General features: G+C 33.1%; 15 protein-coding genes and 1 tRNA gene. 7 read left to right on the plus strand and 9 right to left on the minus strand.

The genetic code is table 11. The annotated features are described in order from the left end of the window. Nucleotides 1-2 precede the first annotated feature (2 nt). Genes ACXGSQ_RS09885 through ACXGSQ_RS09900 form a run of 4 tightly spaced genes read right to left on the minus strand, consistent with a single transcriptional unit; the run spans nucleotide 3 to nucleotide 2612 of the window. Nucleotides 3-929 (minus strand): geranylgeranylglycerol-phosphate geranylgeranyltransferase, encoded by a 927-nt coding sequence (locus ACXGSQ_RS09885; RefSeq protein WP_458626035.1) that lies wholly within the window; start codon nucleotides 927-929, stop codon nucleotides 3-5. A 7-nt stretch (nucleotides 930-936) separates the two neighbouring features. Continuing rightward, entirely contained in the window at nucleotides 937-1248 is a 312-nt protein-coding gene (locus ACXGSQ_RS09890; RefSeq protein ID WP_458626036.1) for a hypothetical protein, read from the minus strand. Nucleotides 1249-1292: 44 nt separating this feature from the next. Further along, nucleotides 1293-1826 (minus strand): KdsC family phosphatase, encoded by a 534-nt coding sequence (locus tag ACXGSQ_RS09895; RefSeq protein WP_458626037.1) that lies wholly within the window; start codon nucleotides 1824-1826, stop codon nucleotides 1293-1295. A gap of 3 nt (nucleotides 1827-1829) precedes the next feature. Further along, nucleotides 1830-2612 (minus strand): Rossmann-like and DUF2520 domain-containing protein, encoded by a 783-nt coding sequence (locus tag ACXGSQ_RS09900; RefSeq protein WP_458626038.1) that lies wholly within the window; start codon nucleotides 2610-2612, stop codon nucleotides 1830-1832. 115 nt (nucleotides 2613-2727) lie between these two features. Between ACXGSQ_RS09900 and ACXGSQ_RS09905 the strand changes: the two genes are divergently transcribed. From ACXGSQ_RS09905 to ACXGSQ_RS09920, 4 genes are all read left to right on the plus strand, one after another. Continuing rightward, nucleotides 2728-3117, plus strand: coding sequence for a group III truncated hemoglobin (locus ACXGSQ_RS09905; protein WP_458626039.1), 390 nt, complete (start codon nucleotides 2728-2730; stop codon nucleotides 3115-3117). Between the two features lie 56 nt (nucleotides 3118-3173). Continuing rightward, nucleotides 3174-3623, plus strand: coding sequence for a large conductance mechanosensitive channel protein MscL (gene mscL / locus ACXGSQ_RS09910; RefSeq protein ID WP_458626040.1), 450 nt, complete (start codon nucleotides 3174-3176; stop codon nucleotides 3621-3623). A 101-nt stretch (nucleotides 3624-3724) separates the two neighbouring features. Next, nucleotides 3725-6919: a cytochrome c biogenesis protein gene (locus ACXGSQ_RS09915; protein ID WP_458626041.1), complete on the plus strand. Its 3195-nt coding sequence runs from the start codon at nucleotides 3725-3727 to the stop codon at nucleotides 6917-6919. 125 nt (nucleotides 6920-7044) lie between these two features. Further along, entirely contained in the window at nucleotides 7045-8196 is a 1152-nt protein-coding gene (locus ACXGSQ_RS09920) for a trans-sulfuration enzyme family protein (RefSeq protein ID WP_458626042.1), read from the plus strand. Nucleotides 8197-8309: 113 nt separating this feature from the next. Here the strand turns inward: ACXGSQ_RS09920 and pckA are convergent, their stop codons facing one another. Continuing rightward, entirely contained in the window at nucleotides 8310-9920 is a 1611-nt protein-coding gene (pckA, locus tag ACXGSQ_RS09925; RefSeq protein WP_458626043.1) for a phosphoenolpyruvate carboxykinase (ATP), read from the minus strand. Nucleotides 9921-10325: 405 nt separating this feature from the next. On the opposite strand from pckA, the gene bshB1 reads away from it, so the two are divergent. Together bshB1 and ACXGSQ_RS09935 are read left to right on the plus strand one after the other, a co-directional pair. Continuing rightward, entirely contained in the window at nucleotides 10326-11048 is a 723-nt protein-coding gene (gene bshB1, locus ACXGSQ_RS09930) for a bacillithiol biosynthesis deacetylase BshB1 (protein WP_458626044.1), read from the plus strand. A gap of 59 nt (nucleotides 11049-11107) precedes the next feature. Continuing rightward, nucleotides 11108-11183: transfer RNA gene (locus ACXGSQ_RS09935), tRNA-His, on the plus strand. 221 nt (nucleotides 11184-11404) lie between these two features. Here the strand turns inward: ACXGSQ_RS09935 and ACXGSQ_RS09940 are convergent. From ACXGSQ_RS09940 to ACXGSQ_RS09955, 4 genes are all read right to left on the minus strand, one after another. After that, nucleotides 11405-12985 (minus strand): M28 family peptidase, encoded by a 1581-nt coding sequence (locus tag ACXGSQ_RS09940; RefSeq protein ID WP_458626045.1) that lies wholly within the window; start codon nucleotides 12983-12985, stop codon nucleotides 11405-11407. A 133-nt stretch (nucleotides 12986-13118) separates the two neighbouring features. Beyond that, nucleotides 13119-14150, minus strand: coding sequence for a M28 family metallopeptidase (locus ACXGSQ_RS09945; RefSeq protein ID WP_458626046.1), 1032 nt, complete (start codon nucleotides 14148-14150; stop codon nucleotides 13119-13121). Nucleotides 14151-14218: 68 nt separating this feature from the next. Continuing rightward, nucleotides 14219-14554: an FUSC family protein gene (locus tag ACXGSQ_RS09950; protein WP_458626047.1), complete on the minus strand. Its 336-nt coding sequence runs from the start codon at nucleotides 14552-14554 to the stop codon at nucleotides 14219-14221. A gap of 163 nt (nucleotides 14555-14717) precedes the next feature. Next, a complete protein-coding gene (locus tag ACXGSQ_RS09955; protein WP_458626048.1) occupies nucleotides 14718-15524 on the minus strand; it encodes an AraC family transcriptional regulator in 807 nt (268 codons plus the stop codon). 179 nt (nucleotides 15525-15703) lie between these two features. On the opposite strand from ACXGSQ_RS09955, the gene ACXGSQ_RS09960 reads away from it, so the two are divergent. Continuing rightward, the gene (locus ACXGSQ_RS09960; protein ID WP_458626049.1) at nucleotides 15704-17206 is read left to right on the plus strand and encodes a succinate CoA transferase; all 1503 of its coding nucleotides are present in this window, start codon (nucleotides 15704-15706) and stop codon (nucleotides 17204-17206) included. Nucleotides 17207-17226: the final 20 nt, after the last annotated feature.

Raw genomic sequence — 17226 nt, forward strand, 5'->3', positions numbered from 1 at the left:
TTTTATTTTAGTATAAAATTATAAAGTAATAAGGATAGCATACCTGTTAGCATCACTAGTTTTAGAACGGTACTAATATGCTTGTACTGTGCTTTACTTTCGGCATTAAATAGTTTTATACTAACATAAATTAAAGGGGCAATCACAGCGATTAAAAAATAGCCAACGACTAATTGTTGTTTGTATAAATAGGTAATAACGTAGTATATAATAGAAAAGATTGGAATTAAAGACAATATAAAAACAATTTTATTGCTGCGTTCTCTTCCTAAAAGAATTGGTAGCGTTTGTATGCCAGCTTTGTAATCACCGTCAATATCTTCAATATCCTTTACAATTTCTCTAATGAGATTAATCATAAAAGCAAAAAGGGCATAATCTCTAATGATATTTAAAAATGTGGACTGAATGGCTTTGTTGTGTTCCGTCATTACAGGAATTAATTCCATAATACCCACTAATAAAACACTTAACGAAACCACTATTGAAATGACTATATTACCAACTAGGGCGATTTGTTTTAAAAATGAAGAATACATATAGAGTAATGCCGAAGTGACAAAAAAGATAACAAAAAATTCGGGTTTACCTATGCCATTAGATAGGTAGAAACCTAAACCAACTCCGATGATATTTAGTATAATAAATGCTGTTGTTGCATGCTTTTCGGTGATATAGTTATTAATTATGAGTTTGTTGGGTTTGTTAATTTTATCGGTTTCAACATCATAAATATCGTTAATTACATATCCTCCAGCAGCGATACAAATTGTAGCTAAAACTAAAAGGAAAAAATTGAAGTCATTCAAGGAAATCAATACTCCATGAGTTTCTTGAAATGGTAATAAAAGTGCATATTTTACTAAATATTGCATTAATGCAATCATTAATAAGTTTTTCCAACGAATTAAATTAAGAAAGTGAATCATTTGAGGCTTAACGGGATAATATTTTAGTGATGAGATAATAGAAAAGAAACGCAACGGCAATAAAAAGGACTGTACTAATTCCAACTGTCTTTTTTAAAATCTTCAGTTCTTGTTTTCTAATTTTATCTTTAATTTTTTGCTTATCTTCTTTACTTAAGTCTTTGTGCAAAAAATGCATTTTATAGTGCAGATGCGCCTCAAGGTCTAATTTTTCCTTGTATTTAGAAAACGGTGTGGCCGATTTTTGGTTAAATGTCGCTTGACTATTACCAAAACCAATGTATCCAAATCCTGTACTGTGTCTTCTACCGGCTGACATGTTTTTTGTTTACTATAAATATACGTTAGAATATACTTAAGACGTTAATCGTATTTTGCATTAAAATGACCATTCCATTTACCTTGTACTTTTAAAACTTGTTCAATCACATCTCTCACGGCTCCTTTTCCTCCATTTTTATGAGAAATATATTTTGAAATGGCTTTAATTTCAGGAACAGCATCTTGAGGACAACACGGTAAGCCCACAAGTTTCATAACAGGGAAATCTGGAATGTCATCTCCCATATACAACACTTCTGATTTTGAAATCTGATAGTGTTCTAAATACGAATTAAGTTGCTCAATTTTATTATGAGCCCCTAAAAAGATATCTCTTATACCCAAAGCTGCTAAACGTTTACGAACTCCTTCGTTAGAACCGCCTGAAATAATACAGAGATGAAAACCTGCATCAATAGCTGTTTTTAGAGCAAATCCGTCTTTAATATTCATAGTTCTTAGCATTTCACCATCAGTAGTTACAGTAATTGTACCATCGGTTAAAACACCATCAACATCAAATATAAAGGTTGTAATGTTAGCTAAATATTCTTTATAACTTTTATCGTCGTTCATGGTTTACGTTTTTGTTGCTGATTTTGTTGAGAGGTTATGGGTCTTTTTTATAGAAGACGTTAGCATTTTATAAATTGTTTCATGCTCGTCTTTTTCTATCAGCTTTAATTGCCGTTTAATTGTTTTTTCATCATTTCGTTTTGCAGGACCTGTTTGTGCCCTAAACGGAGACATTTGTTGAATTTTTTTTGCTGTTTCTTCAATTAAAGGATGCATAATTTTAAATTCAATATTCTTTGTTTCACATATTTCATGACCAATTCTATAAAGTTGATTTGTGAAATTATTTACAAATACAGCTGCTAAATGAAGTGTTTGGCGTTGTTCAGTGGTGATTTTATGAGATTTACAGCCAACTGCCTTAGCTAAATCTTTTAAAAGTTGTAGGTTTTCTTTTTCGAAAACTTCAATACAAATCGGAACTTCTGAAAAGTCTATTTCAGCTTCTTTTGAGAAGGTTTGCAAAGGATAAAACACCCCAATTTTATTTTTCTTGTCTAAATCGTGCATTGCCACACTTCCAGAAGTATGAACCACAAATCGGTTTGTAAATGGTAAATCGGTAGACAATTGTGCAATACTATCATCGCTTACAGCAATAATGTAGATGTCGGCTTCTTTTAGTTCTTCTAGTGAGTCTGTAATGGCAACCTCATTTGCATAAGACGAGATAGAAGCGCGTGTGCGATTATACCATTGGGTAATTACAATGTTTTCAGAATTTGAAAAGGCTTTATATAAATGCGTGGCTACATTGCCAGCGCCAAGTAGTACAATTGATTTCATGCTGTAAAAATAATAAGATTTCTTATTTTAGAATCACAAGAATGGGATTAAAAGAATAACTTTGGGTAACATTAAAAGAATGAGTCTATTTAATAGATTGTAAATGTTAATTTCTATGGGTAAATCAGACATAAAAAATAGAGAAGATGTTTTTTTATTGGTATCAAAATTTTACGAAAAAGTAAGAAAAGACGAAATATTAGGGCCATTCTTCAATGAAGTAATAAAAGACTGGGACGCACATTTAGAACGCCTTACGACCTTTTGGGAATCGAGTTTATTTCTAAAAACAAAATATTATGGAAATCCATTGGAAGTTCATAAAAAAGTAGATGCGGCATGTCATAATACTATCACAGAATTGCATTTTGGTTTGTGGCTAAACCTATGGTTTCAAACTATAGATGAATTATTTGAAGGTGATTATGCTGAAAATGCAAAGCGTAGAGCTCGTAAAATGGGGACCTATATGTATATGACTATTTTTGCTGCGAGAACTAGCTAAACATATATGAGCATATCATAAATTTGTAGTTTTAAAAATCTAAAATTAAAACACAGATGAAACTTCTCAAGGAATTTAAAGAATTTGCCGTCAAAGGAAATATGATGGATATGGCCATTGGTATTATCATTGGTGCGGCCTTTAATAAAGTGATTGATGTTTTAGCGAAGCAAGTCATTTTGCCTCCGATTTCATTATTAACCGACGGTGTTAATTTTGAAAACAGAAAGTGGGTTTTAAGAGAAGCCATTCAAGATGCAGCAGGTAATGTAACTACAAGTGAAGTAGCTATCGCTTATGGAAAGTTATCTGAAGTGTTTTTAGATTTTTTGATTATAGGATTTACAGTTTTTATTATTGTAAAGTTTATGAATAGACTTCGTAATAAATCACACGATTCTAAAGATAAAACAGTTGTGACACCAAAGGATATTCAATTGCTTTCTGATTTAAAGGATTTGATGGAAGAGCAAAATAGAATACTGCAATTAAGTACAAAAAAATAAGCGATTTTACATTTGTAACTTTAACATGTTTTAGGAGTAAAACTGAAACTGAGAATAATTAAAAAGTCATATCTTTGCGCGAGCTTAAAACGCCTATAGCTATGCAAAAGAAAATCGCTAATTTCCTATTCTCTACAAAACTTACTGCTTTCTTATTTATTGCCTTTGCCATTGCCATGGCTGCTGGTACTATTTTAGATCGTAACATGGACACTTCTCCAACGCCTTACACCAGAACATTAATTTATAATGCATGGTGGTTTGAAGCGATAATGGTGTTTTTTGTTATCAATTTTGCAGGTAATATTTTTAGATACCGTTTGTATAAAAAAGAAAAATGGGCAACACTCATTTTACACTTATCCTTTGTGCTAATATTGTTAGGAGCTTTTGTAACCCGTTACATTGGTTTTGAGGGTATGATGCCTATAAGAGAAGGAGCTACAGAAAGTGAGTTCTTTTCTCAAAAAACATATATTGGTGGACGCATAGTTGGTGATTATAAAGTTAATGGTCAATTACAACAGCGTAGAATAGAAGAGGAGGTTGATTTTTCTCCACGTTTAGATAACAAATTTGATAAAACCTTTGATTACGGTGATACCAAAGTCACGATTAAGCTCGAAGAATTTATACAAGGAGCTGAACAAGATATTATTCCAAATGAGAATGGTAAACGTTATTTAAAGATTGTAGAAGCTGGAGAAAGCGGACCGCACAATCACTTTTTAGAAGATGGTAAAACCGCCAATTTGCACAATGTCTTATTCTCATTAAATAAGTTTCAAGAGGGGGCAATTAATATCATGGAAACCGAAGAAGGGTTATTTATAAACTCTCCTTACGATGGCGAATATATGACCATGGCAACGCGTGCTATGGGGAAATTGGTAAAAGATAGTTTACAACCTTTAATTCTTAGATCGAGATATATTATTGGTAATATGCAGTTGGTATTACCAAAACCGATTGTGAAAGGTGAATTTGGTGTTGTAAAAAAAGCACAATTTTTAAAGAACGATACAGATGGACTTGTTTTAAGTGTTTCGGCAAATGGAGAAACAAAAAAAGTTGGTCTTTTAGGTGGTCCTGGCAACTATACGGCTATGGAAGAATTTAATATAGGAGGCTTAGATATAGCATTGCAGTATGGACCTAAGGTTCTAAAACTGCCATTTCAAGTTAAATTAAATGATTTTATTGCTGAAAAATATCCTGGCACAGAAAAGGCCTATTCGTCTTACGAAAGTAAAATTACCGTTTTAGATAAGGAAGAAGGAGATTTTGATTATCGTGTTTATATGAATCATGTTTTAGATCATAGAGGTTATCGTTTTTTTCAGGCGAGTTTTCATCCCGATGAAAAAGGAACGATTCTTTCTGTTAATCACGATTTTTGGGGAACTTACATTACCTACGCAGGTTATATGCTATTGTATTTTGGTTTAATGGCGATTTTGTTTGCTAAGCATACACGGTTTGATGATATAAGAAGCAAACTTGGCAAATTGAAAAAGAAAAAAGCAAAAATGATGACTATGATTTTGCTTTTAGTCAGTTTTTCAGGTGTTGCACAAGTGCACTCGGAAGATGATGGGCATAATCACCAAAAGAAAACGAGTAAAGAACAAATAGATTCTATACTTAGAGTTCACATTACACCAAAAGAGCATGCTAGGAAGTTTTCTAAAATGGTGATTCAAGATTATAGTGGTCGTATGATGCCAATGCATACATATGCTTCTGAAATGCTTCGAAAAATTAGTAAAAATGATGTTTATGAGGATTTTAATGCCGATCAAATATTTTTATCAATTCAAGAGAGTCCAATGCTTTGGTATAACGTGCCAATTATTTACTTAAAACCTAGAAAAGCAGATTCTATAAGATCTATAATTGGTTTAGATACCTCTGTTAAATATGCGAGTTTACTCGATTTCTTTACAGAAGATGGACGTAATAAATTAGGCCCTTATATTGAAGAATCTTTTAAAGCGCAAGTGCCAAGTGGATTTCAAAAAGAAGTTAAGGAAACTTATAATCGTCTAAGTCTTTTGTCAGACGCTATTGAAGGCCGTAATATTAAAATTTTCCCAGTCCCTAACGACGAGAATAATAAATGGATTTCTTCCAAAGAATTTAGAGATGAAGGTTATAGAGAGAAAATAAAAGACACCTTATACGGTAACTTTATTAACAATGGTTTTGTCGCTTATTTAGTAACGTTAAATAATGCAAAACAAACCGGAGATTATTCTAAAGCCGAAGATTTATTAAACGGAATTAAAAAGACGCAGCAAAAGTTTGGTAGTGAAGTGATGATTTCGGACGATAAAATAAACGCCGAAATTCTTTATAACGATTATGATATTTTTAAACGCTTATTCAGCTGGTATATGTATGCCAGTACTGTATTGTTTATTCTAATTATTATTCAGATTTTTAAATATAGAAGCAAATGGATTAATGTTGCCATTAATAGTTTAATTGGTGTCATTATAGGGTTGTTTGCTCTTCATTTAGGAGGTTTAATATTACGTTGGTATTTATCTGGACATGCTCCATGGAGTGATGCTTATGAATCTATGATTTATGTGGCATGGTCTGTTATGCTCTTTGGATTATTGTTAGGAGTAAAGAAAAGTACCTTAACGGTGGCCGCATCGGCTTTTGTATGTTCTATGATTTTAATGGTTGCTCATTGGAATTGGATGGATCCTGCTATTGCCAATCTACAACCTGTACTGCAAGGCTATTGGTTAATGATTCATGTTTCTGTTATCGTTGCTAGTTATGGTCCTTTTGCTATTGGAATGATTTTAGGAGTTGTCTCATTATTACTGATGATTCTTACCAATAAGGAGAATAAAGAACGTATGCTCATTAATATTAAAGAATTAACGATCATCAACGAAATGGCTCTAACTGTTGGTTTAGTAATGCTTACCATCGGAAACTTCCTGGGAGGCATGTGGGCTAATGAAAGTTGGGGACGTTATTGGGGTTGGGATCCAAAAGAAACTTGGGCGCTAATTAGTATTATGATTTATGCCTTTGTTATTCACATGCGTTTAGTGCCTGGTTTGAGAAGCCGTTGGATTTATAATCTCATGTCTATTATAGCTTTTGGTAGTATTCTTATGACCTATTTTGGAGTTAATTTTTACTTGTCAGGACTGCATTCTTATGCGAGTGGAGATCAAATATTAAGTTTTAAATTTATCGCTATAACATTAGGTGTAATTGCTGTACTTGGGGTTTTATCTTATAGACAGTATAAGAAGTATTATAAGTAATTATAATAGCTTTAATGTATTAAATGGGTTGATAATCGTGAGAGTTGTCAACCCTTTTTTTTGTTGAAGGATATCAGAAGACTTGTTTTCTTTTTCATTAAATTTATAGCTTATAATTATATGCTATGTCTAAAAAGAAATTAGGTTTAAATACCATTTGTACCCACGTGGGTGAGGTTAAGGATGAACAATTTAAAGGAGCCGTGTCACCAATGTATTTAAGCTCGTCTTACGAGTTTTTAGATGTTGATGTTAAACGTTATCCACGCTATTTTAACACACCAAATCAAGAATTTTTAGCAAAGAAAATTGCAGCTTTAGAACATACTGAAACGGCATTGGTTTTTGGATCTGGTATGGCTGCCATTAGCACGATGTTTTTAGCTTTTTTGAAACAAGGGGATCATCTAGTAGTTCAGAATACAATTTATGGAGGGACGGTTAATTTTATAAAAGAAGAATTCCCAAAGTACGGTATTACATATACATTTACCGATGGGTATACTGTTGAAGATTTTGAAGGGGCTATTCAACCCAATACTAAATTGATTCATATTGAAACGCCTTCAAATCCTTTATTAACGATTACAGATATTAAGGCTATTGCTAAGCTTGGAAAGACTAAAGGAATTTTAACATCTATTGATAATACATTTGCTTCACCAGTAAATCAGAACCCAATGGATTTAGGAGTTGATATGGTTATGCATTCGGCAACGAAATATTTTGGTGGACATAGTGATATTTTGGCAGGAGCAGTAGCAAGTTCCGAAGCGCATATTGAGCGTATTTGGAATGTGGGTAAAAATCTTGGAGGTAACCTTAGTGATATGACCGTTTGGATGCTAGAGCGTAGCATGAAGACTTTAGGATTGCGCGTAAAAGCGCAAACAAAGAATGCTATGAAATTAGCCAAATGGTTAGAAAAGCATCCTAAAATAGCTAAAGTAAATTATCCTGGCTTAAAATCGCATCCAGAATATAAATTAGCGAAATCTCAAATGAGTGGATTTGGTGCTATGCTATCCTTTGAGTTAAGTGATGGTTTGGATGCACTTTTATTTCAAAAGGAATTAAAACTTATAAAATCATCGATGAGTTTAGCCGGAGTAGAAAGTACCATGTTGTCTCCTTATTTAACATCTCATGCGCTGTTAACCCAAGAAGAACGCGATAAGGTTGGTATTAGTGATCAGTTGATTCGTTTTTCTGTGGGGATTGAAGAAACTAAAGATTTAAAGCGTGATATCAATCAAGCTATAGCGGCATTGAAATAGTTTGGGATGTATCGTCCGTTCAGTTGTTATCTGGTTTAGTCTGATTGTTATGAATCGATTATAATATAAAAAAAGAGCCTATTTCTAGGCTCTTTTTAGTCATGGAACTATTATTAAATATGGTCGTTTAAGTGATGGTGTTCATCAATTAATGGGCCACCTTCAATGATTTGTTGTGAAGCTTCACTAGCAAATTTCTCAAAATTCAAGTGAAAAGAGTGTGCTAGTTGTATAGACTTACTAATGTAAGCTCCTTTTTTATCCCAAGTATTAATTGGGTCTAAAATTTCGTCAGGTACATTAGGACACGTTTTTGGCATAAATAAACCAAATATTGGGTGTTGTTCGTAAGTTACATGTTCTAATTCACCTTTAAGAATAGCTGTGATCATAGCTCTTGTATATTTTAATTTTATACGCGAACCTACACCATAAGGACCAGCACTCCAGCCTGTATTGATTAACCAAACATTTACGCCTGCATCTTGCATTTTTTTACTTAACATCTCAGCATAAACTGTAGGGTGTAAAGGCATAAATGGTTCTCCGAAACAAGCAGAAAATGATGGTACAGGTTCTGTTATTCCTGCTTCTGTACCTGCAACTTTAGCAGTGTAACCAGAGATGAAATGGTAGGCTGCTTGTCCTGGGGTTAATTTTGATACCGGAGGTAATACACCAAAAGCATCAGCAGTTAAGAAGAAAATATTGGTTGGGTTACCAGCATAAGAAGGCTTTTGAATATTATCGATATGATAGATAGGATAACTTACACGTGTGTTTTGTGTGATACTACTATCCATATAATCTACTTCGCCTTTGTCTTTAAAAACTACATTTTCGAGAATAGCACCTGGTCTGATAGCTCTAAAAATGTCTGGTTCTTTTTCTTCAGATAAGTCAATAACTTTTGCATAACAACCGCCTTCAAAATTAAAAATATTGTTATTTGCGGTCCAACCATGTTCATCGTCACCAATTAATTTACGTGATGGGTCGGCAGATAAGGTGGTTTTTCCTGTACCAGATAAACCAAAGAAAATCGCTGTATCACCATCCTCACCAACATTTGCTGAACAGTGCATCGGTAAGACATCTCTTTCAACAGGAAGAATAAAGTTTAATGAAGAGAAAATACCTTTTTTAATTTCGCCAGTATAGCCAGATCCTCCAATTAAAGCAATTTTCTTTGTGAAATTTAAGATAGAGAAATTGCCCTGACGTAAGCCAACAGCTTTTGGGTCTGGTGCTAAATATCCCGGCGCACAAAGAACTAACCACTCTTCTTTAAAATTTTCTAATTCAGATTCATCACATCTTAAAAACATATTATAAGTAAACATGCTAGACCATGGGTATTCGGCAATAGTTCTTACGTTTGTTTTATATTCTGGATCAGCACATACATAAGCATCTCTTACATAGATTTCTTTTCCACTCAAGTAGTTGGTAACTTCAGTTTGTAATTTATCAAAATTGTCTTGAGAAATAGCTTTATTGGTTTTGCCCCACCAAACTTTATCTGCGGTATAATCATCTTTTACTATAAAACGATCCTGAGGTGAACGTCCTGTGAATTTACCTGTATTGACAGCTAAAGTTCCATTGGCTGTTTCTTTTCCCATGCCTTTTTCAATAGTAATGGCTTGTAATTTTTCAGGCGAAAGATTCCAATGTGCGTTAGTGTCTTTAAGTCCATACTTTGTAAGGTCTCTTGTTTTCATAATTGAGTTGTTTTGTAAAGTTTCCATGATATAAAATTATTAATTCCTTATTCTTTTTAATGCGACCATATTGATAGTACTTGTATTAAAGACCTATTATAAAAGGTGTTGTTTTCTAAGCTAAATGTCTTATAAATAAGTAAAGAAATAGTAATAAATAATAACGTTAACATTAAGGTCATAAGGCCGTTGTCGTTTAATAATAGTGTAAAGGTAGAGTCAATCTCAGGGATTATTTATGACGAATGTCATACTTTTATGGTATTACGAATTTTTCAATATTGACTAGATAATTTTGATAAAACCATAAAATTTATTTACCGAGAACGATTGCGAATTAAAAAGAAAGCTATTATCTACCTTCTTTTTAATATTTTTGACGTTTAAGAAACCATAAAATAAGAGATGAAACTAGATATATTAGCAATTGGCGCACATCCTGATGATGTTGAATTAAGTTGTGGAGCCACCTTAGCAAAAGAAGTTTCTAAGGGCAAAAAAGTAGGAATAATAGATTTAACTAGGGGCGAACTAGGTACAAGAGGTACTGCAGAAACTCGAGATGAAGAAGCATTTAATGCGGCTAAGATTCTTGGTGTACACGCTAGGATTAATATGCGATTTGCAGATGGGTTTTTCTTAAATGATAAAACGCATCAATTAGAGCTTATTAAAATGATTCGTTATTACAAACCAGAAATTGTAATTTGTAATGCAATTGATGATAGGCATATAGATCACCCTAAAGGTAGCCAACTGGTTAGTGATGCTTGTTTTTTAAGTGGTTTAAAAAAGATTGAAACTACTTTTAAGGATGAAAGTTCGGTACAAGAACCTTGGAGACCAAAAGCTGTCTATCATTATATACAATGGAAAGATTTAGAGCCCGATGTTGTTGTTGATGTCTCTGGTTTTATAGAAAAAAAGGTGGCATCTGTTTTGGCTTATAAAACACAATTCTTTGATCCTGAGAGTAAAGAGCCTCAAACTCCAATTTCTAGCAAGAATTTCACGGACAGTGTTGAATATAGAGCAAGAAATTTAGGGCGATTAATTGGCGCGGAACATGCTGAGGGTTATACAGTTGAGAAATATGTTGCTGTAGAATCGTTATTTGATCTAAAATAATTTCAAAAACTATTTGCAAGAGATTACAAATAAATTATCTTTGCAATCCAATTTAAAATGGTGGTTGTAGCTCAGCTGGTTAGAGCGTCGGTTTGTGGTACCGAAAGTCGCCGGTTCGAACCCGGTCTTCCACCCAAATTACAAAGCTTCTCTGAAAAGAGAAGCTTTTTTTGTAGATGACTATTTTGAAACTATAACGTTGCATTTTAAGGCTGTAGCCAAAGTAAATGAGGTTTTTCTCGTTTTAACGAATGGGAATATCAGAAATAAATAGTTTTAACTACTGTGGATTAAGAAATACAAAAAAGGCTTTCAAATTAATGAAAGCCTTTTTTTGGGTATATATATGCTATGCTTTATTCGGTAGCTTTATCTACAACAAGTCGTTCGTTTCTGTTAGCGACTTCCCAAGCAGTATAAAAAACTAATCGAGCTCTAGTTTCTAATAAGTCGTATTCTATCTTATCTGGTGTATCTGATGGTCTATGGTAGTCATCATGGGTTCCGTTAAAATAAAATATCACAGGAATATTGTTTTTTGCAAAGTTGTAATGATCCGATCTGTAATAGAAGCGGTTTGGATCGTTGTCATCGTTAAAGGTATAATCCAATTCCATGTTTATATACTTTGTGTTTACGTCTTCCGAAATGTTATGTAACTCGGTACTTAGCTTATCACTTCCTATTAAGTAAATGTAATTTCTAGTTCCTGTTTCGCGTTTAGGATCAACTCGACCTATCATATCAATATTTAAGTCAGCAACAGTATCTTCTAAAGGGAATATAGGATCATTATCGGTGTAATGTCTAGATCCTAAAAGCCCTTTTTCTTCGCCTGTTACATGTAAAAATAAAATAGAGCGTTTTGGTCCATGACCAGCTTTCTCTGCCATCTTAAAGGCTTGCGCAATTTCTAAAACAGCTACAGTACCAGAACCATCATCGTCTGCACCATTATAAATTTCACCATTTTTAATACCTTCGTGATCTAAATGTGCAGAAATCACTACGATCTCATCTGGCTTTTCAGAACCTTTAATGTAGGCCACAACGTTTTCAGAAGTAATCGATTCAGAATTGTTTTTAATTTCTAAATTAATATCGACCTTGATGTCTTTTGGAGTTGCATCTTCTGCGATAGTAGGATTTAGTGCTTTACCTAAATTGTCATTGATCATTAACATTGTAAGGCCTTCCTCATTACTTTTTAATGATAAGCGACCTGTAACACCAGATTCAGCACGGTTTTGATAAAAGCTTGCATACCTAGAAAATAAATCATTATCCATAAATAAGAGACCTTGAGCTCCATGGTTTAAAGCAGCTTCTCTTTTACTAGATATTGATTGACGACCATTGGTCCATTTAGTTGCATCTGTAGTTCCTGAAGTGATAAAGTTTCCTTCTCGGTCTTTAGGTTCGCCAGCTTTTGCTAAAACAAATTTACCTTTTACATCTATGTCTTTATAATCCGAATAGTTAGCATCATCAATACCATAACCAACATAAACTATAGTATCTAATTTGATGTTAAGGTTTTTAGAAACGGCTAATACAATCTGATCTTCAAAGCTTTTATATGATTTTCCATTAATCGTAACGTTGGCTTCAGCAACCTTTTGTTTCTCTAATGGGACTTCTTGAAAATAATCATCACCACCTAATGGAGTCGGAATGTCCATAGTAATATACTTTTGTTTTAAGTATTCTACAGCCATTTTTTGTCCTTTTTCACCTGTGTTTCTACCTTCAAATTCATCGGAAGCATACTTGTAGAGCATGGTTTCTAATTCCTCAGAAGTTATGGTTGAAGCATATTGAGTAGGATCAATGTTTTCAAGTTGATTTGATGGTGTTGTGTTAGCACTACTTTTTGAAGACGTGCCACAGCTAGTTACAATTGCAAAAGCAACGCCTAGGAATAGTGTTTTTTTCATTTAATATGTGTGATTGGATTGTTTGTGTAAATCGAAGAGACTTATAAAAGTAACTTCGAATAAAATCAGCTTTAAAATTACGAAAATTGAGCAGGGTTTGTAACTGGTCTAGCGCTTTTAACAAATTTTAACATCAAAGAATTTCATTCTTTAAGCGGGTTTTAGAGTTTGCTAAATACCAAGCGGTTGCAAATACGAGTTTTGCACGTTTCTCTAACAATGGATAATTAATTTTATCGGCAGTGTCTGTTGGTTTTGTATAATCTTCATGTTCGCCATTAAAAAAGAAAATTACAGGAACGTCTTTTAAAGCAAAATTATAATGATCTGAACGATAGTAGTAGTGGTTTGAGTCACTTTCATCGTTATACTGATAATCGAGATTAATATTGGTAAAGGTGGAATTGGCTTTTTGAGTAATATAGTGAAGCTCAGAACTCTTTCGGTCTGATCCAATAATATAAATGTAGTTTTCATCATCCTTGTGCCGATCGTCAACACGACCAATCATATCCATATTTAATGTAGCTATAGCATTTTCTATAGGGAATATGGGATTTTCAGAATAGAACTTAGATCCATATAATCCCACTTCTTCACCTGTAACATGAAGAAAAACAACACTTCGTTTAGGACGGTGGCCTTCTTTAGTCGCTTGGTTAAAAGCTTCAGAAATTTCTAAAAGAGCAGAAGTGCCAGATCCATTATCGTCTGCACCATTAAAAATCTCACCATTTACAATACCTTCGTGATCAGAATGTGCCATGATATAGACATATTCTTCTGGAAATTCAGCGCCTTCAATAAAAGCGATTACATTTTGTGAAGCGTTAAGATTATTTGGTAAGGCTGTTCGAGGTACTTTTTGAAAATAATCGGGATACGATTCAGGTGCAATTATATGATTGTTTTTATAGTGGTTTCTAATGTAATTACAAACCAAATTATGACCTTCTTCTCCTGTCATTCTACCATTGTATTTATCTGAAGACACTTCTACAAGATGTACTTTTAATTCTTCAGATGTAATGGTGTTTAAGTATTTGTGAACAATGGATTCATCACTGTAAGAGATGCTGTTTTTTAAGTTGTTAATTTTCTCACTATGCCTAATTGTAGCACAAGACCCAACAAAAAGGAGTGCAGAAGCAATAAGTACTTTCATCTAACTAACTGATTTAAGCAAAAATAAGATAATTAGATTTAAAATATTCTTAAGATATGAGAGAAATTTTATAAATTTTTATTGGTTTTAATCGTTTTAGGAGTTTCTTTTGAGTCGCTAGCATTCTCATTGGTTTGCGTATCTAACTGTTTGGTATGATCTATTTCAGGCGGGTGAATGACTCCTTTATAGATGGTTAAACTCAAGGAGATAATCACTAATATAAAGATATATTGAATAACTTTTGGTTTGGTATTTTGTTTTTTAGAACTGTTTAAAATGAGTAAACCACAGACAAAAGCTAAAACAATTGGTGTAAAAGCAAATTTATATAATGGTGTTGTAGCAAGAATGGTTCCTATAATTGCTGCTGTAAAACCTAAAACGATATATGTTTTTTTCATGTGTTGTTTGTTTTTTTTGGTGCTGTTAAAGCTATAATTTTCTAAATCTATTTCAAATTTAGGGCATATTGTATGAAGTGGTTATTAAATAATAAAAGCGTATTATAAATAGATGTTTGTAATCTGTCTGCATTTAAAGATTCTGTTTTACACAAGGTTTCTTTTAAGGTTCTAAATAAATTTTATTAGGTTTTCTGTATTCTGAAGGCCTTCTTCCCATCACTTTAGTAAAGGTATTACTGAATGTAGGTAAACTACTATAACCAACCATATTTGCTATTTCTGAAATATTATAGTCGGAATTTATTAAATATTCTAAAGACTTAAATATTCGTAATTGGGTGTAATACTTAATAAATGACATTCCTAAGTCTTTTTTAAATAACCGGTAGAGTGACTTGTCAGTCATACTAAAATTCGATGCTAATTGAGGAAGTAAATGTTCCTTATGAATTTGATCTGTAAGGTATTTAGTGATGTTTATTAGTCTTCCATCTGTAGGATGTGGTAATTCCAGATGTAACGGTTTAAAAACGGTTTGTGCTAAAAGCGCCTTAAAAGCATGGACAATAGCATATTTATTTTCTTGTGATTTGGTAATGTCTCCATGCCAATTTTTAGTAAATAGAAGCAATTCAATTAATAAGTTATTAATAGGGTATATGCCTTCTTTTGTATAAAATTCAGCAGAATTGGATGCTATAGGGAAATAGAGGTTTTTCATGACGACTTTAGGAGAACTAGGGTATATCGCATGCCTTACTTCTGATGGAATCCACATATAATGTCTTGCTGGCAAATAATACATTCTAGTGTTGGTCTTAACATGAACGACTCCTCCTTCGGTGTATAAAAATTGACCTTTAGTATGGCTATGAGGTTCAACAAATGTTTCTCCTATTAAATTAAGATGACAAAATATGCTTTCAGGATTCTTGTCAACTTCGGTTAAATAGTACTTACTATTCATAAAATTTATAATCACACAGGTTTTGCACTAAATTAATAAAATATTGTCTTATTTTAATAAATAGACATTAAATATCTTGCATAAATTGCAAGGCACTATTTATTAAAAACTCATTTTAAAGAGTTATAATAATGAAATAGGAAATTTTTTAACCCAAAAATTATAAAATATATAATAGTATGGATAGGATTAAGTATTCCCCTTATTTAGATAGAATTCAGACACCAGAAAAGGCCGCTTTGCTTATAAAAAATCACGATGTTTTAGGTGTTAGTGGTTTTACCAAAGCAGGAGATAGTAAGACTGTTCTGCCTAAAGTTGCAGAAAGAGCAATGCACGAAGATTTAAAAGTAACGGTATTGAGTGGGGCATCTTTGGGATATGATACGGATGCTGATTTAGCAAAAAGTGGTGCTTTGTATAAAAGAATGCCATTTCAGGCAGATCCTACTTTAAGGAAAAGTATTAATAATCACGAGGTGCTTTATGTCGATCAACACTTAGGGCAAACGGCAGATATGCTTCAAAATATTGATATATTTAAAATTGATATCGCTATTATTGAAGCCGTGTCTATAACAGAAGACGGAAATATTATACCTACAACATCAGTAGGGAACTCTCCTATATTTGTTGATAAAGCGGATAAAGTAATTATTGAAATTAATACTACGTTTCCAGAGAGCTTAAAGGGTATTCACGATATTAAACTTTTAAAAAAACAACCACATCGCGATATTATTCCTGTGCTTCATTCGGATACAAGAATAGGTGATGATTATATTAAAGTCGATCCAGAAAAAGTAGCGGCTATAGTTTTTACTCAGGTTCCAGACAGTCCTGCTGTGATTTCTGCCCCTGATGAAAAAACCAAAGCCATATCAAATCATATTCTTAAATTTTTAGAAAAAGAAGTTGATGAAGGACGATTAACGGAGTCACTACTCCCTTTACAAGCTGGTATTGGTAAGACGGCTAATGCTATTTTATCTGGTTTTACTAAGAGTAGGTTTAAAGATTTAACCATGTATTCTGAAGTGCTTCAGGATAGTACTTTTGAGCTTTTTGATTCTGGAAAGTTATTGTTTGCTTCGGCGTCATCTATAACGGTTACCGAGGAATGTTCGCATAACATATTTAGTAATTTTGAAAAGTACAAGGATAAACTCTTGTTACGTCCACAGAATATTAGTAACGCAGCAGAAGTTATAAGTCGTTTAGGTGTGATAGGTATTAATACGGCCATTGAATTTGACATTTATGGGAATGTTAATTCCACACATATTGGAGGAACTAAAATGATGAATGGTATTGGGGGCTCTGGAGATTTTGCTAGGAACGGTTACTTTAGCATTTTTGCGTGTCCTTCAATTTCTAAGGAAGGTCGTATTTCTCATATCGTACCAATGGTTTCGCATACCGATCATACAGAGCACGACGTTGATATTTTAGTTACTGAAGAAGGTTTAGCGGATATTAGAGGTTTAGCACCAGTAGAACGGGCTAAAGTGATTATAGAAAATTGTGTGCATCCAGATTATAAAGCACAATTACTAGCGTACTTTGAAAAAGCATATAACTTAGGTGGCCATACTCCACACATGCTTAAAGAGGCATTTAGTTGGCATACCCAACTCAAAACTCAAGGGACAATGAAAATGAACGAACCTGCTAAAAATTAATTGTTTTTATTAAAAATAAG

This window comes from Winogradskyella sp. PC D3.3 (assembly GCF_054366245.1).

Coding starts and splice junctions, on each gene's coding strand:
- ACXGSQ_RS09905 (WP_458626039.1), top strand. CDS start 2,728: ATGGGTAAATCAGACATAAAAAATAGAGAAGATGTTTTTTTATTGGTA.
- ACXGSQ_RS09885 (WP_458626035.1), bottom strand. CDS start 929: ATGATTCACTTTCTTAATTTAATTCGTTGGAAAAACTTATTAATGATT.
- mscL (WP_458626040.1), top strand. CDS start 3,174: ATGAAACTTCTCAAGGAATTTAAAGAATTTGCCGTCAAAGGAAATATG.
- ACXGSQ_RS09895 (WP_458626037.1), bottom strand. CDS start 1,826: ATGAACGACGATAAAAGTTATAAAGAATATTTAGCTAACATTACAACC.
- bshB1 (WP_458626044.1), top strand. CDS start 10,326: ATGAAACTAGATATATTAGCAATTGGCGCACATCCTGATGATGTTGAA.
- ACXGSQ_RS09960 (WP_458626049.1), top strand. CDS start 15,704: ATGGATAGGATTAAGTATTCCCCTTATTTAGATAGAATTCAGACACCA.
- pckA (WP_458626043.1), bottom strand. CDS start 9,920: ATGAAAACAAGAGACCTTACAAAGTATGGACTTAAAGACACTAACGCA.
- ACXGSQ_RS09955 (WP_458626048.1), bottom strand. CDS start 15,524: ATGAATAGTAAGTACTATTTAACCGAAGTTGACAAGAATCCTGAAAGC.
- ACXGSQ_RS09945 (WP_458626046.1), bottom strand. CDS start 14,150: ATGAAAGTACTTATTGCTTCTGCACTCCTTTTTGTTGGGTCTTGTGCT.
- ACXGSQ_RS09915 (WP_458626041.1), top strand. CDS start 3,725: ATGCAAAAGAAAATCGCTAATTTCCTATTCTCTACAAAACTTACTGCT.
- ACXGSQ_RS09890 (WP_458626036.1), bottom strand. CDS start 1,248: ATGTCAGCCGGTAGAAGACACAGTACAGGATTTGGATACATTGGTTTT.
- ACXGSQ_RS09900 (WP_458626038.1), bottom strand. CDS start 2,612: ATGAAATCAATTGTACTACTTGGCGCTGGCAATGTAGCCACGCATTTA.
- ACXGSQ_RS09920 (WP_458626042.1), top strand. CDS start 7,045: ATGTCTAAAAAGAAATTAGGTTTAAATACCATTTGTACCCACGTGGGT.
- ACXGSQ_RS09950 (WP_458626047.1), bottom strand. CDS start 14,554: ATGAAAAAAACATATATCGTTTTAGGTTTTACAGCAGCAATTATAGGA.
- ACXGSQ_RS09940 (WP_458626045.1), bottom strand. CDS start 12,985: ATGAAAAAAACACTATTCCTAGGCGTTGCTTTTGCAATTGTAACTAGC.